Origin of the sequence: Streptomyces sp. GESEQ-35 (assembly GCF_017948485.1) — a bacterium.
In the GTDB taxonomy this organism is placed as follows: domain Bacteria; phylum Actinomycetota; class Actinomycetes; order Streptomycetales; family Streptomycetaceae; genus Streptomyces.
The window spans coordinates 120757-135238 of record NZ_JAFFSX010000006.1; the positions used below are offsets into that span (position 1 = coordinate 120757).

Here is a 14482-nt window from a genome sequence, read left to right on the forward strand (position 1 = left end):
GAGTTTTGCGCTTATTGCTCGCATGTCAACGTCTTGTTAACGCCGTTCGACGGGACCTAACGTCATCGCACTGCCGACTCCGGTGGGAGTTCAAGGGCGAACGTTAGGTATCCACTCATGTTGACCATCCTCGGCTTCGCCATGATCGCGACCTTCCTGGTCCTGATCATGATGAAGAAGATGTCGCCGATCGCGGCGCTCGTGCTCATACCCGCACTCTTCTGCGTGTTTGTCGGCAAGGGCGCCAACCTCGGTGACTACGTCATCGACGGCGTCACGAGCCTCGCCCCGACCGCGGCGATGCTCATGTTCGCGATCGTCTACTTCGGGGTGATGATCGATGTCGGGCTCTTCGACCCGATCGTCCGGGGGATCCTCAAGTTCTGCAAGGCCGACCCGATGCGGATCGTCGTCGGCACCGCCGTACTCGCCGCCATCGTCTCGCTCGACGGCGACGGCTCGACCACCTTCATGATCACGGTCTCGGCGATGTACCCGCTGTACAAGCGCCTCAAGATGAGCCTGGTCGTCATGACCGGTGTCGCCGCGATGGCCAACGGCGTGATGAACACCCTGCCGTGGGGCGGCCCGACCGCCCGCGCCGCCACCGCCCTCAAGCTGGACGCCAGCGACATCTTCGTCCCGATGATCCCGGCCCTCGCCGTCGGTCTCCTCGGCGTCTTCGTCCTCTCGTACGTCCTCGGCAAGCGCGAGCGCAAGCGGCTCGGGGTGCTCACTCTCGACGAGGTCCTGGTCGAGGAGAAGGTCGAGGAGACCGAGACGGTTCTCGTGGGCGCCGGTTCCGGTGGATCCGGCCCGGGCAAGGCAACCGGCGCCTCCGGCTCCGGCACCGACGCCGAGGACGGCGACGAAGAGCGCTTCCAGGTCCTCGACCCGAACCGGGCCACCCTGCGCCCCAAGCTCTACTGGTTCAACGCGCTGCTCACGCTCACCCTGCTCACCGCCATGATCATGGAGTGGCTGCCGATCCCGGTGCTGTTCCTGCTCGGCGCCGCGCTCGCGCTCACCGTGAACTTCCCGCACATCCCCGACCAGAAGGCCCGGCTCGCCGCCCACGCCGACAACGTCCTCAACGTCTCCGGCATGGTCTTCGCCGCCGCCGTCTTCACCGGCGTCCTCCAGGGCACCGGCATGGTCGACCACATGGCCCGCTGGATGGTGGACGTCATCCCCGAGGGCATGGGCCCGCACATGGCCCTCGTCACCGGCGTCCTGAGCCTCCCGCTCACCTACTTCATGTCGAACGACGGCTTCTACTTCGGCGTCCTCCCGGTCCTCGCCGAGGCCGGCGCGGCGCACGGCGTCACACCACTGGAGATGGCCCGCGCCTCGCTCGTCGGCCAGCCGCTGCACATGTCGAGCCCGCTCGTCCCGGCGGTGTACGTCCTGGTGGGCATGGCCAAGGTGGAGTTCGGCGACCACACGAAGTTCGTGGTCAAGTGGGCGGCGCTCACATGCCTCATCATCCTCGGGGCAGGGATCCTCTTCGGAATCATCTGATCCACTTCCATGTCTGATCCAGTTCCATGGAGGACTTGAACATGGCGCCCGGTGGGAACCGCGGCTGGCTGCTCCGCCTCGTCATCGCCTTCAGCTTCGCGCAGGGGGCGGTGTCGATGGCCCGGCCCGCCGTCTCCTACCGGGCCCTCGCGCTGGGCGCCGACGAGCGGGCGATCGGCGTCATCGCGGGTGTGTACGCCCTGCTCCCGCTGTTCGCCGCCGTACCGCTGGGCCGCCGTACCGACCACGGACGCTGCGCGCCCCTGCTGCCCGTGGGCGTCGTCCTCATCGCCGGCGGATGCGCGCTGAGCGGTGTGGCCGACTCACTGGTGACGATGGCGCTGTGGAGCGGCGTGATGGGCCTCGGCCATCTGTCCTTCGTCATCGGCGCCCAGTCGCTCGTCGCCCGCCAGTCCGCCCCGCACGAACAGGACCGCAACTTCGGTCACTTCACCATCGGCGCCTCACTCGGCCAGCTGGTCGGCCCGATCGCGGCGGGCGCGCTGATCGGCGGCCACGACATGGCAGGCAGCAGCGCGCTCGCACTGCTGGCCGCGGGTGCCGGGGCGGCGGTCGCCTTCACGTCGCTGTGGCGCATAGAGCACCGTACGGCCGCCAAGTCCCGTACCGCGCAAGGCGAACGCGTCCCCGTGCAGCGCATCCTGCGTGCCCGGGGTGTGCCCGCGGGCATCCTCATCAGCCTCTCCGTGCTGTCCGCGACCGACATCCTCACCGCCTATCTGCCGGTCGTCGGCGAGCACCGGGGCATCGCGCCGTCGGTCGTCGGTGTGCTGCTCAGCCTTCGCGCCGCGGCCACGATCGCATGCCGTCTGGTGCTGACGCCGCTGCTGAAACTGCTGGGCCGAACGCTGCTGCTGACCCTCACCTGTGTGCTGGCGGCCGTGCTGTGCGCGGGCATCGCGCTGCCGGTGCCGGTGTGGGCGCTGGCCCTGATCCTCATCGCCCTCGGCTTCTGCCTCGGCGTCGGCCAGCCGCTGTCCATGACGACGGTCGTCCAGGCGGCCCCCGACGGCGCCCGTTCCACTGCCCTCGCTCTCCGGCTGACCGGCAACCGTCTCGGCCAGGTCGCCGCCCCCGCGACGGCCGGCCTGATCGCCGGAATCGCGGGTGTGGCGGCGCCGTTCGTGATGCTGGGGGCGCTGTTGCTGGTGTCGGCGGGGGTTGCGCTGCGGTCGCCGGGGCGTCCCGAAGGGGACGGGCCGGCCGAGCGTGAGCGGCCGAAACGCCCGGGATTGCGCCGGACGAGTGATATCTGACGACGCGCCGGGCTTCGTGCGGCGAGTCGCCGTGCATATACAGGAGAGTCCAACCGAAAGAGCGATTTGTATGAAAATCGTCTGAATCGGAGGACCGCGCATGCCCACCCTGACACCCCCACGTACCTTCCGCGCCCGCGCGGGCGCCACAGTCGTCCTCACCGCCCTCGCCGCGGCGGGCGCGTCGTGGGTGGCGGCGCCTACCGCGTCGGCCCAGGGAGAGAACGGCGACATCAGGATCCACCGCGTGGGCGTGCCCTACGGGGTCTCGAAGGAAGACGCGGTGGTCTGCAAGTTCTACCTCGACGCCGTCAACTTCGACGTTCTCCCCGCCATCGCCTACACGATCACGCCGCAGCCTCCGCTGCCCGCCGCCGCCACCGTCGCCGGCACCATCCAGCTCGGCGGGGGCGCCGGTCATACCGACGCGCTGGGGCTGGCGGACGGACAGTACAAGGTCACCTGGATCGTCCTGGGAGCCCCCAAGGAGAAGGTCTTCCGCGTCAATTGCCGCGACAACAACCACATCGAGGATCACCAGCGCAACGACGCGGCATGGGGTCCGGGCGACCACAACGGCCCGAGGGGCGGTGTGCACGCGGGCGGTGGCGGTCTCGTCGACACCGCGGCCGCGTTCGCGCCGGTGGCCGCCGCGGCGGCCGTCGGCCTGGTCGCCGTCGGTGGCGCCGTGTACTTCCGGGTGATCCGCCGCCGGCCCCATGGTGCCGCGTAGGCGCAGACGCAGGCCCTGGTACCGGACCCGTGCCTACCGCCTTGCCAGGACGGCCCTGCTCACGGCCGTCCTGGTGGCGGTGGTGGTCCGGTGCGACGGACACGGCGCACCGACCGTTGCGGAGGCGGCCACCGGCCGTGACACCGTGACGGCCGCCGGGCGTGACACCGAGGCGGACGCCCGCCCGTCCCGCGCCGCTCCCTCGGCCCGCGCCACGCATCCTCCCCGCCCGCTGCCCCGGTCCCGCCCGATGTCCCTCCGCATCCGGTACCTCGGCATCAACGCCCCGATCACGGCCCTCGGGCTCACCAAGGAACGGGAGTTGGAGACACCACCGATCGACAAGCCGAAGCTCGTCGGCTGGTACGAGGGCGGCGCCACGCCCGGTGAGTCCGGCACCGCGATCGCGGTCGGCCACCGCGACACCAAGACCGGCCGCGCCGTCTTCGCCGGGCTCGCCTCGGTCAAGCCCGGCAAACCGATCGAGGCGCGGCGCGCGGACGGCCGTACCGCCGTCTACACCGTGGACCGGGTGAAGGTCTTCGACAAGGCCGGCTTCCCCGACAAGGAGGTCTACGGCCCGACTCGACGTCCGGAACTCCGCGTGATCACCTGCGGTGGCCTCTTCAGCCGACGGACGGGCTACACCAGCAACGTGGTGGTCTTCGCCCACCTGACCGCGACGAAGTGACCGACCTCTTCCCCGAACGCGCACATTCCGTTAACTTCCGTGACCCACAGCCCCGTTCGACCCGAACGGGGCTTATCGACCGCGGAGCACCAGCGCACGAGTGAGCCCTCGGGGGCACCCTGTCATGACACGCGCCATATCTCTGCACGACGTGAGCAAGGTCTACCAGCGCGGTGTGCGCGTGGTGGACCGGCTGTCGCTGGACATCGAGCCCGGCGAGTTCCTGGTCCTGCTCGGACCGTCCGGGTGTGGCAAGTCCACCGTGCTCAGAATGATCGCGGGTCTGGAGGAGATCACCGAGGGTGAGCTGCTGCTCGATGGCGAGTACGCCAATGAGCTGCCGCCGTCCGGACGGGACATGGCGATGGTCTTCCAGAACTTCGCCCTGTACCCGAGCATGACCAGCCGCGACAACATCGGCTTCCCGCTGCGCATCGAGGCGCCCGGCGCGGATCCGCGCCCGCGTGTGGACGCCACCGCCCGCATGCTGGGCATCGAGGACCTCCTCGACCGCTTCCCCGGCCAGCTCTCCGGCGGCGAACGCCAGCGTGTGGCCATGGGCCGCGCCATCGCCCGGCACCCCTCCGCCTTCCTGATGGACGAGCCGCTGTCCAACCTCGACGCCAAGCTCCGCAACCACCTGAGGGCCGAAATCTCCGCCCTCACCCGCGAGTTGGGCGTCACCACGGTGTACGTCACCCACGACCAGGCCGAGGCCATGTCGCTGGGCGACCGGGTCGCCGTCCTGCGCGGCGGCCTCCTCCAGCAGGTCGGCACCCCGCGCTCGGTGTACGCGCTGCCCCGCAACGTCTTCGTCGCCGCCTTCATCGGCACCCCGCGCATCAACCTCCTGCGCGGCCTGGTGCGCGCCCCGCTCGACGGCGCGATGACCATCAGCCTCGGCAAGCAGTATCTGCGGCTGCCCGAACCTCTGTGCCTGGACCACCAGTTGCTCCGCGTCCAGCAGGGGCGGGAGGTCATCGTCGGTCTGCGATCAGAGGCCATCCGCATCGCCAAACCGGCGTCCGCCCGCCCCGGCGAGGCGGTGCTCACCGGTCTGGTGGAGCACGTGGAGTTCCAGGGGCACGAGGTCCTCGTCCACTTCAACACGGGTTCCCGGCCGGCCGTCGTACCCGAGCTGGAGGCCCCGCGCCCGGCTCGCCCGGTCCGTCGCCGGCGCCGCCAGGGCGGCACGGTTCTGGACCGTCTCCGGGAGCGCGCGGGCGCCCGGCGGGCCGGCCCGGTGGTGGTCCTGGAGCATCCGGCGGGCGCATCCCCCGACCCCGCGCCGCCCGACGGCCGCCTCCCCGGCGACCTCATCGTCCGGACCACCCCGGACATCGAACTCCGGCACGGAATGCAGGTCCCCCTTCTGGTCGACATCGCCCACCTGTTCGTCTTCGACCAGCACGGCGAGCGGATCTGCCCGGCTCCGGCGCGTTTGCCGGACTTGGAGGAGTGAGGCCCGCGACCATGGGGGCATGAATCTCCAACTCACCCGCACCCAGGCCGCGTTCGCCGTTGCCGGTCTGCTGCTCGCCGTCGGTACGCCGACCGCGTACGCCTCCCTCGACGACGGGACGGCCTCCGCCGCACCGCAGCGTGGCGAGCCGTACGTCGAGACCCAGCTCTTCTTCGGTACGGCGCGCCCGGACGGCGGTCCGGCCGTCACCGACCGGCAGTTCATGGCGTTCATCGACAAGGAGGTCACGCCCGGCTTCCCGAACGGGCTGACCGTGCAGAGCGGGCGCGGGCAGTGGAAGGACGCGAGCGGCACGATCGAGAAGGAGCGGTCGTACGAGCTGATCCTGCTGTATCCGCTGGCGGAGGCGGGCGCCGGCGACCGCAAGATCGAGGAGATCCGCCGGGACTACGAGAAGGCCTTCGGCCAGGAGTCCGTGGGCAGGGTTGACGATCGGGCCCAGGTCGACTTCTGATCGGACGGGGATCCGAGGCACCCCCTGGCGAAACGAAAACTAACATCGCTAGTTTAGGTGCTCGGACCACATGGCCCCGCCCGGGAGGAAGCACGATGAAGGCACACGACGGCATGTACATCGACGGCGCCTGGCGCCCCGCCGCCGGCCAGGACGTGATCGAGGTCGTGAACCCGGCCGACGAGCAGGTCATCGGCCGGGTCCCGGCCGGCACCGCCGAGGACGTCGACGCCGCCGTACGGGCCGCCCGTGCCGCCCTCCCGGGCTGGGCCGCGACCCCGCCCGCCGAACGGGCCGCCCGTCTGGGCGCTCTCCGGGACGCCCTCGCGGCCCGCAAGGACGAGATCGCGGAGACGGTCACGGCCGAGCTCGGCTCGCCGCCGAAGTTCTCCGAGAACGTCCACGCCGCCGTGCCCATCGCGGTCGCGGGCTCGTACGCCGAGCTGGCGGCGACGTACTCCTTCGAGGAGAAGGTCGGCAACTCGACCGTCTTCCACGAGCCGATCGGCGTGGTCGGCGCGATCACGCCCTGGAACTACCCGCTCCACCAGATCGTCGCCAAGGTCGCCCCGGCGCTGGCGGCCGGCTGCACGGTGGTGCTGAAGCCCGCCGAGGACACCCCGCTCGTCGCCCAGCTCTTCGCCGAGGCGAGCCACGAGGCCGGGATCCCGGCCGGTGTCCTCAACCTCGTCACCGGCCTCGGCCCGGTCGCGGGCCAGGCCCTCGCCGAGCACCCCGGCGTCGACCTGGTCTCCTTCACCGGCTCCACCGCCGTAGGGAGGCAGATCGGCGCGACGGCCGGCGCGGCCGTCAAGAAGGTCGCCCTGGAGCTGGGCGGCAAGTCCGCCAACGTCATCCTCCCGAGCGCCGACCTCGCCAGGGCCGTCAACGTCGGCGTCGCCAACGTGATGTCCAACTCCGGCCAGACGTGCAGCGCGTGGACCCGGATGCTGGTCCACCGGGAGCAGTACGAGGAGGCGGTGGAGCTGGCCGCGACGGCCGCCGCCAAGTACGGCGACCGCATCGGTCCCGTGGTGAGCGCCAAGCAGCGGACACGGGTGCGCGGTTACATCGAGAAGGGCGTCGCGGAGGGCGCCCGCCTCGTCGCGGGCGGCGCCGGATCCCCGCGTGAGCAGGGCTACTTCGTCGCCCCCACGGTCTTCGCCGACGTCGACCCCGACATGACGATCGCCCAGGAGGAGATCTTCGGACCGGTCCTGTCGATCATCCGGTACGAGGACGAGGACGACGCCGTGCGGATCGCCAACGGCACGGTCTACGGCCTCGCCGGCGCCGTCTGGGCGGCCGACGAGACGGAGGCGGTGGCCTTCGCGCGCCGACTGGAGACCGGGCAGGTCGACATCAACGGCGGCCGCTTCAACCCCCTTGCGCCCTTCGGCGGTTACAAGCAGTCGGGCGTCGGCCGGGAACTCGGCACACACGGCCTGGCCGAGTACCTCCAGACCAAGTCCCTGCAGTTCTGAGGAGCCCGCACATGGTTCGCGCCGCCGTCCTGCCCGCCATCGGCTCCCCGCTGGAGATCACCGAGATCGACCTGCCCGACCCCGGCCCGGGCGGCATCCGCGTCCGCCTGGCCGCCGCCGGCGTCTGCCACTCCGACCTGTCCCTGTCCAACGGCACCATGCGGGTACCGGTCCCGGCCGTCCTCGGCCACGAAGGCGCCGGGACGGTCGTCGCCGTGGGCGCCGAGGTCACCCACCTCGCACCCGGCGATCGCGTCGTCCTCAACTGGGCACCGTCCTGCGGCGGTTGCCACGCCTGCGCACTCGGCGAGGTCTGGCTGTGCGCCAACGCCCTGAACGGCGCCGCCGACATCCACGCCCGGCGCACCTCCGACGGCACCGACCTCCACCCCGGCCTGAACGTGGGCGCGTTCGCCGAGGAAACGGTCGTCTCCGCGTCCTGCGCCCTCCCGCTCCCGGAGGGCATCCCCCTGACCGACGCGGCGCTCCTCGGCTGCGCCGTCCTCACCGGCTACGGTGCCGTCCACCACTCCGCGCGGGTCCGGCCGGGGGAGACGGTGGCGGTGTACGGCGTCGGGGGAGTGGGCCTCGCGGCACTCCAGGCGGCGTGCATCGCGGGCGCGTCGAAGATCATCGCGGTCGATGTCTCCCCGGAGAAGGAGGAGTTGGCGCGCGGCGCGGGCGCCACGGACTACGTCGTCGCCTCCGACACGACGGCCCGCGAGATCCGCGCCCTGACCGGCAAGCAGGGCGTCGATGTCGCCGTCGAATGCGTGGGCCGCGCGACCACCATCCGCACGGCCTGGGACTCCACCCGCCGCGGCGGCCGTACCACGGTCGTGGGCATCGGCGGCAAGGACCAGCAGGTCACCTTCAACGCCCTGGAGATCTTCCACTGGGGCCGCACCCTGTCCGGCTGCGTCTACGGCAACTCGGACCCCTCGAAGGACCTCCCGGTCCTCGCCGAGCACATCCGCGCCGGCCGGCTGGACCTGGGAGCGCTGGTGACGGAGCGGATCGCGCTGGACGGGATCCCGGCGGCGTTCGAGAACATGCTGGCGGGGAAGGGCGGACGGGCGCTGGTGGTGTTCTAGGCGCCGGTCAGCAAATCCCAGCCCGTCCGGCGATTGAGGACGAGGCCGTTCAGGCCGATGCGGGGGTCTGGGGGCAGCGCCCCCAGCACCACCCGCACCCCACGCAACCTGCGCCGCGATAAACCACGCGCAAGACCGTTGACCCCATACCGTCCGGTCAGTACGTTCCCGGGAACGTCCCCCTCGCACCCACCGGAGCGTGCACGCATGGACATGGCCCCATCCGCTCATCCCCTCCCCACGACCGCCCTCCCCACGGTCAACCGGCGCCGCGTCGCCACCGCCGCCGCCCTCGCCTCGGCCGTCGAGTGGTACGACTACTTCGTCTTCGGTATCGCCGCCGCCCTCGTCCTCGGCGATCTGTACTTCCCGGCCGGCAACTCCACCGCCGGAGTGCTCGCCGCCTTCGCCACCTTCGCCGTCGGCTTCCTCGCCCGCCCCATCGGCGGCATCGTCGCGGGCCAGCTCGGCGACCAGCGCGGCCGCAAGCCGATGCTGGTCCTCGCGCTCACGCTCATGGGCGTCGCCACCACCGGCATCGGCCTGCTCCCGACGTACGAGACGATCGGCGTCGCCGCCCCGATCCTCCTCGTCACCCTCCGCGTCGCGCAGGGCGTCGCCGTCGGCGCCCAGTGGGGCGGCGCGATGCTGCTGGCCACCGAGTACGCCCCCGAGGGCAAGCGCGGTGTCTACGGCAGCGTCGTCCAGCTCGGTGTCCCCATCGGCGTGGTGACCGCCAACACCGTCTTCCTGCTGGCCGGCGCCTTCACCTCGGAGTCGGCGTTCGCGGCCTGGGGCTGGCGCATCCCGTTCCTGATCGGCCTGTTCGTCCTCGCCCTCGCCTGGTACATCCACACCCGCGTCGAGGAGACCCCCGAATTCCGCGCGGCGGAGAAGACGCTGGCCGAGAAGGAGAAGTCGGAGCAGAACTCCCCGCTGCGCTCGATCCTCCGCAACCACCTCGGCACGGTCCTCCTCGCCGGTGGCTCCTTCGCCGTGAACACCGCGACCTTCTACATCCTCATCACCGGCGTCCTCGACTACACGACCCGCGAACTCGACATGAAGCGCAGCGCGGTGCTCACGGTCTCCCTCTGCGTCAGCCTCACCCAGCTGATCCTCATCCCCGCGTCCGCCGCCCTGTCCGACCGCGTCGGCCGGATCAGGATCTACGCGTTCGGCGCGGCCGGCATCGCGCTGTGGGCCGTACCGCTGTTCCTGCTCATCGACACCGGCTCACTGCTGTGGCTGGCCGTCGGCACGTTCGTCGCCAGCTGTTTCCTGAGCATCATGTACGGCCCTCAGGCCGCCCTGTTCGCCGAGCTGTTCACGCCCGAGATGCGGTACACCGGCGCCTCCCTCGGCTACCAGATCGCGGCCGTGTGCGGCGGTGGCCTCGCGCCCTTCGTGATGGTGCTGCTCCTGGAGGCCACGGGCACGTCGATGGCGGTGTCCGCCTACATCATCGGGCTCTCCGTCGTCGCGCTGCTGTCCATCAAGGTCCTTGCGGACAGGGCGCGTTCACGCTGAGTCCGAGGCCCGTTCGGGCTGTGGCGCCGGCGGCACCGCCTCCGGCGCCACAGCCCGTGCCCGCGACCGCGACACCGCCACACCCGCCAGACACAGCGCCCCGCCCGCGAGCGTGAGCAGCCCCGGCACCTCGCCGAGCGCCAGCCACGACATCAGGACGACCAGGGCGGGGACGGCGTACGTGGTCGCGCCCATCCGGCTGGCTGTCGTACGGGCCAGGGCGTACGCCCAGGTCGTGAAGGCCAGCGCGGTCGGGAACACACCGAGATAGACCATGTTGAGCGTCGCCGACAACGGGGCGTCGGCCGCGTCCGCCACCAGCTGCCCGGCGAACGGCAGACAGGCCACCGCCCCGACCAGACACCCGAACGTCGTCACCTGGAGCACGCTCGCCCGCCCGAGCGCGGGCTTCTGCGCCACCACCCCGCTCGCGTAACCGACGGCGGCCAGCAGACACAGCACCACTCCGAGCACCGACGAGCCGCCCCCGCTCGACATCGACAGCCCCACGGTCACCGCACCCGCGAACGACACCGCCATGCCCGCCAGCAGCCGAGGCGGCATCGGGTCACCGAGCAGTCGCGCGCCGAGCAGGGCGATGAGGATCGGGCCGATGTTCACGACCAGGGCAGCGGTACCGGCATCCACCTGCTGCTCGCCCCAGTTGAGGGCGACCATGTAGAAGCCGAACCACAGCAGCCCCGATATCGCGATCCCGGGCCACGCCGCCCGCGGCGGCCACCCCTCTCGTCGTACGAGGCAGAAGATCCCCAGCGTGAACGCTCCCGCCAGCAGCCGCCCGAGCGCCAGCGCACCCGGTGAGTACTCCTCACCCGCGCTGCGGATGGAAACGAAGGCGGAGGCCCAGAGTATGACGGTTACGGTGGCGGCACCGGCGGCGAGCAGCTCCGTACGGCGGCCAGGGGATGCGTTCATCATGCTCCATAGGCTAGGAGAGGCGGATTGGTGAGGCTCGCGTATTTCGGACGGTGAGATCGGCACGCCAGCGGATTCGCACGGGTCACTGCAGCGCCCCGATAGGGGCGCGGGGAACTGCGCGACCAGCCCCCACGAGCCCGCACCCGGCAGACGACAAAGCCCCCACCCCCATAGCCGCCCACCTCACCGCAACGCCCCCGCCGAGATACCGAGCAGCTCCCCCAGCGCCCGCTCCCCCGACGGAGTCACCTTCACGGCCCGCTCGGAGCCGATCCGCACACACCAGCCCGCATCCAGGGTGTGCCGGCACAGCGCCGCCCCCGCCACGCCCGCGAGATGCGAACGGCGCTCGGTCCAGTCGAGGCACCCACGCGCCAGCGGACGCCGTCCCTTGCGGGCGAGCCCGATGCCGACGGAGTCGAACCAGCGCAACCCCGCCTCCGTGAGCGCGAATCCGGTGTCCTGGCTCAGCAGTCCGCGCTCGGTCAGCGCGTCGGTGAGCGTGATGCCGAGCCGTCCCGCCAGGTGGTCGTAGCAGGTGCGGCCGCGGGCCATCGCGGACCCGGCGGTCGACTCCCGGAGCGTGCGCGGGCGTTGGGCCGCCTCCGGTGCGACCTGCGCGGCCAGGTCCTCCACCAGCTCCGCGATCTGCGAGTCGGCCAGCCGGACGTACCGGTGCCGCCCCTGCCGCTCCTCCGCGAGCAGTCCGCCCGCGACGAGCTTGCCCAGGTGCTCGCTCAGCGTCGACGCGGCGACACCCGCGTGCCGGGCCAGTTCACCGGCTGTCCACGCCCGTCCGTCGAGCAGCGCGAGCAGACATGCGGCGCGTGTCTCGTCGGCGACGAGCCCGGCGAGCCGGGCCAGCTGCGGTGCGCGGGCGTCTTTGGCGGTCATGCGTTCCAGGATGGGCCACGGACACTTCGGCGTGCACCGAAGTGTGCTGGGCGCTCCGCGGGGGGTGCTGTGATGGGCCGTCGTTTGTCTGCGGGCCCGTCGTGGCTGGTCGCGCAGTTCCCCGCGCCCCTATCGGGGCGTTGCCACTCAGGTCGTGCGCTTGGCCTGTTCGTACTGCTGCACCAAGCCGTCCAGCAGAGCGCTCAGCCCCGTCTCGAAGGCCCGCTCGTCGATCTTCTCCTGCTGTTCGGCGAGAAGGTGCGCCTGTCCGAGGTGGGGATAGTCGGCGGGGTCGTACGCGCTCGCGTCGTCCACGAAGCCCCCGGCGAACGAACCGAGCGCGGAGCCCATGATGAAGTACCGCATCAGCGCACCGATCGAGGTGGCCTGCGCGGGCGGCCAGCCCGCCTCGACCATCGCGCCGTAGACGGCGTCGGCGAGGCGCAGCCCGGCCGGCCGGCGGCCGGGGCCCTGTGCCAGCACCGGGACGATGTTCGGGTGGTCGCGCAGCGCGGCCCGGTAGGAGACGGCCCAGTCGTGCAGTGCGGTCCGCCAGTCCCGGCCGTCGTCGAACATCGACAGATCGACCTGGGCGCTCACCGAGTCGGCGACCGCCTCCAGGATCTCGTCCTTCGTCCGGAAGTGGTTGTAGAGCGACGGGCCGCTCACCCCGAGCTGGGCGGCGAGCCGGCGGGTCGAGACCGCCGCGAGGCCCTCCGCGTCCACGAGCGCCCGTGCGGTGTCGACGATCCGGTCGGTGCTGAGGAGGGGCTTGCGCGGTCGGGCCATGGCGCACATAGTAGGGCTGCGAAGCAGAAACTAGCAGTGCTAATTTAAATGTACGGTCTTCAAGGTACGGCCTTCCGGCAGGGGTGACTTCGGCATGAATCTGGAGCTCAGCGAGGAGCAGACCGCCGTCCGACAGCTCGCCCGGGACTTCGTGGACCGCGAGATCACCCCGAACGTCATCACCTGGGACCGCGCCGAGGAAGTGGACCGGGCGATCGTGAAGAAGCTGGCCGCGGTCGGCTTCCTGGGCCTGACGATCGACGAGGAGTACGGCGGCAGCGGCGGCGATCATCTCGCGTACTGCCTGGTGACGGAGGAGCTCGGCCGCGGTGACTCGTCGGTGCGCGGCATCGTGTCGGTCTCGCTCGGCCTGGTCGCCAAGACCATCGCCGCCTGGGGGAGCGAGGAGCAGAAGCGCGGCTGGCTGCCGGGGCTGACCTCCGGCGAGTACGTCGGCTGCTTCGGCCTCACCGAACCGGGCACCGGCTCCGACGCGGGCAACCTCGCCACCCGTGCCGTCCGGGACGGCGACGACTACGTCATCAACGGCACCAAGATGTTCATCACGAACGGCACTTGGGCCGACGTCGTCCTGCTCTTCGCCCGTTCCACGGACGCGCCCGGCCACAAGGGCGTCTCCGCGTTCCTCGTGCCGACCGCCACGCCCGGTCTCACCCGCCGCACCATCCACGGCAAGCTCGGCCTGCGCGGTCAGGCCACCGCCGAACTCGTCCTCCAGGACGTCCGGGTCCCCGCCTCCGCGATGATCGCCCCCGAGGGCAAGGGCTTCGCGGTCGCCATGTCGGCGCTGGCCAAGGGGCGGATGTCGGTGGCGGCGGGCTGTGTCGGCATAGCGCAGGCGGCGCTGGACGCGGCGGTGACGTACGCCACCGAGCGCGAGCAGTTCGGCAGGACCATCGCCCACCATCAGCTCGTACAGGAGCTGATCAGCGATATCGCGGTCGACGTCGACGCCGCACGGCTGCTGACCTGGCGGGTCGCCGACCTCATCGACCGCGGCCTGTCCTTCGCCACCGAGTCCTCCACGGCCAAGCTGTTCGCCTCGGAGGCCGCCGTCCGCGCCGCCAACAACGCCCTCCAGGTCTTCGGCGGCTACGGCTACATCGACGAGTACCCGGTGGGCAAGCTGCTGCGCGACGCCCGCGTGATGACCCTCTACGAGGGCACCAGCCAGATCCAGAAGCTGGTCATCGGCCGGGCACTGACGGGTGTTTCGGCCTTCTGAGTACGGCTCCGTGCGTCTCTGAGTACCCCGGCGGATGTGGCGCGCCCCACATCCGCCGACGCTTGTCCCATGAGTGACACACCGGGCAAGCAGCAGAACACGGCCGCCTTCTACGGCCAGGCGGTCGCCTCCTTCGTCGTCGCCATGGCTGCCACCGCGATCGGCATCTTCCAGCTGGAGGCCGATGTCTGGGTGCGTGCCTTCCTTGCCATCGCCGTCCTGTACCTCGTTACCTCCGCCTTCACCCTCGCCAAGGTGATCAGGGACCGGCAGGAAGCGGAGAACCGCGCGTACCACCCGTTCGAAAAGCTCTGAGCGGGCACACTAAGCGCTCGCTCACCTTGAGC

14 protein-coding genes are annotated in these 14482 nt (G+C 71.0%); 11 read left to right on the forward strand and 3 right to left on the reverse strand.

Annotated elements, in window-relative coordinates; translation table 11 throughout:
* The first annotated feature begins 117 nt into the window (after positions 1 to 117).
* From KCH87_RS14245 to KCH87_RS14285, 9 genes are all read left to right on the forward strand, one after another.
* Positions 118 to 1521, forward strand: coding sequence for a CitMHS family transporter (locus tag KCH87_RS14245; protein WP_210586426.1), 1404 nt, complete (start codon positions 118 to 120; stop codon positions 1519 to 1521).
* 41 nt (positions 1522 to 1562) lie between these two features.
* The gene (locus tag KCH87_RS14250) at positions 1563 to 2798 is read left to right on the forward strand and encodes an MFS transporter (protein ID WP_210586659.1); all 1236 of its coding nucleotides are present in this window, start codon (positions 1563 to 1565) and stop codon (positions 2796 to 2798) included.
* Positions 2799 to 2898: 100 nt separating this feature from the next.
* Positions 2899 to 3531 (forward strand): hypothetical protein, encoded by a 633-nt coding sequence (locus tag KCH87_RS14255; protein ID WP_210586427.1) that lies wholly within the window; start codon positions 2899 to 2901, stop codon positions 3529 to 3531.
* Positions 3518 to 4222, forward strand: coding sequence for a class F sortase (locus tag KCH87_RS14260; protein ID WP_210586428.1), 705 nt, complete (start codon positions 3518 to 3520; stop codon positions 4220 to 4222). Before KCH87_RS14255 ends, KCH87_RS14260 begins: the two co-directional genes overlap by 14 nt.
* 124 nt (positions 4223 to 4346) lie before the next feature.
* On the forward strand, positions 4347 to 5684 hold the full coding sequence (locus KCH87_RS14265; RefSeq protein ID WP_210586429.1) for an ABC transporter ATP-binding protein: 1338 nt from the start codon (positions 4347 to 4349) through the stop codon (positions 5682 to 5684).
* 19 nt (positions 5685 to 5703) lie between these two features.
* Entirely contained in the window at positions 5704 to 6159 is a 456-nt protein-coding gene (locus KCH87_RS14270; RefSeq protein WP_210586430.1) for a DUF3574 domain-containing protein, read from the forward strand.
* Between the two features lie 95 nt (positions 6160 to 6254).
* Entirely contained in the window at positions 6255 to 7643 is a 1389-nt protein-coding gene (locus KCH87_RS14275) for an aldehyde dehydrogenase family protein (protein ID WP_210586431.1), read from the forward strand.
* 11 nt (positions 7644 to 7654) lie between these two features.
* Positions 7655 to 8737, forward strand: a complete 1083-nt coding sequence (locus KCH87_RS14280) for a Zn-dependent alcohol dehydrogenase (RefSeq protein WP_210586432.1) — start codon at positions 7655 to 7657, stop codon at positions 8735 to 8737.
* Between the two features lie 207 nt (positions 8738 to 8944).
* Complete coding sequence (locus tag KCH87_RS14285) at positions 8945 to 10267, forward strand: MFS transporter (protein ID WP_210586433.1); 1323 nt, start codon at positions 8945 to 8947, stop codon at positions 10265 to 10267.
* Here KCH87_RS14285 and KCH87_RS14290 read toward each other — a convergent pair.
* The 3 genes from KCH87_RS14290 to KCH87_RS14300 form a co-directional block, all read right to left on the reverse strand.
* On the reverse strand, positions 10259 to 11206 hold the full coding sequence (locus tag KCH87_RS14290; protein ID WP_210586434.1) for a DMT family transporter: 948 nt from the start codon (positions 11204 to 11206) through the stop codon (positions 10259 to 10261). The two genes, KCH87_RS14285 and KCH87_RS14290, sit on opposite strands and share 9 nt — an antisense overlap.
* A gap of 183 nt (positions 11207 to 11389) precedes the next feature.
* Complete coding sequence (locus KCH87_RS14295) at positions 11390 to 12100, reverse strand: helix-turn-helix transcriptional regulator (protein ID WP_210586435.1); 711 nt, start codon at positions 12098 to 12100, stop codon at positions 11390 to 11392.
* A 147-nt stretch (positions 12101 to 12247) separates the two neighbouring features.
* Positions 12248 to 12889, reverse strand: coding sequence for a TetR/AcrR family transcriptional regulator (locus tag KCH87_RS14300; RefSeq protein ID WP_210586436.1), 642 nt, complete (start codon positions 12887 to 12889; stop codon positions 12248 to 12250).
* A 94-nt stretch (positions 12890 to 12983) separates the two neighbouring features.
* Between KCH87_RS14300 and KCH87_RS14305 the strand changes: the two genes are divergently transcribed.
* Both KCH87_RS14305 and KCH87_RS14310 read left to right on the forward strand, forming a co-directional pair.
* Positions 12984 to 14135: an acyl-CoA dehydrogenase family protein gene (locus tag KCH87_RS14305; protein ID WP_210586437.1), complete on the forward strand. Its 1152-nt coding sequence runs from the start codon at positions 12984 to 12986 to the stop codon at positions 14133 to 14135.
* Positions 14136 to 14204: 69 nt separating this feature from the next.
* Positions 14205 to 14450: a YiaA/YiaB family inner membrane protein gene (locus tag KCH87_RS14310; protein ID WP_210586438.1), complete on the forward strand. Its 246-nt coding sequence runs from the start codon at positions 14205 to 14207 to the stop codon at positions 14448 to 14450.
* Positions 14451 to 14482: the final 32 nt, after the last annotated feature.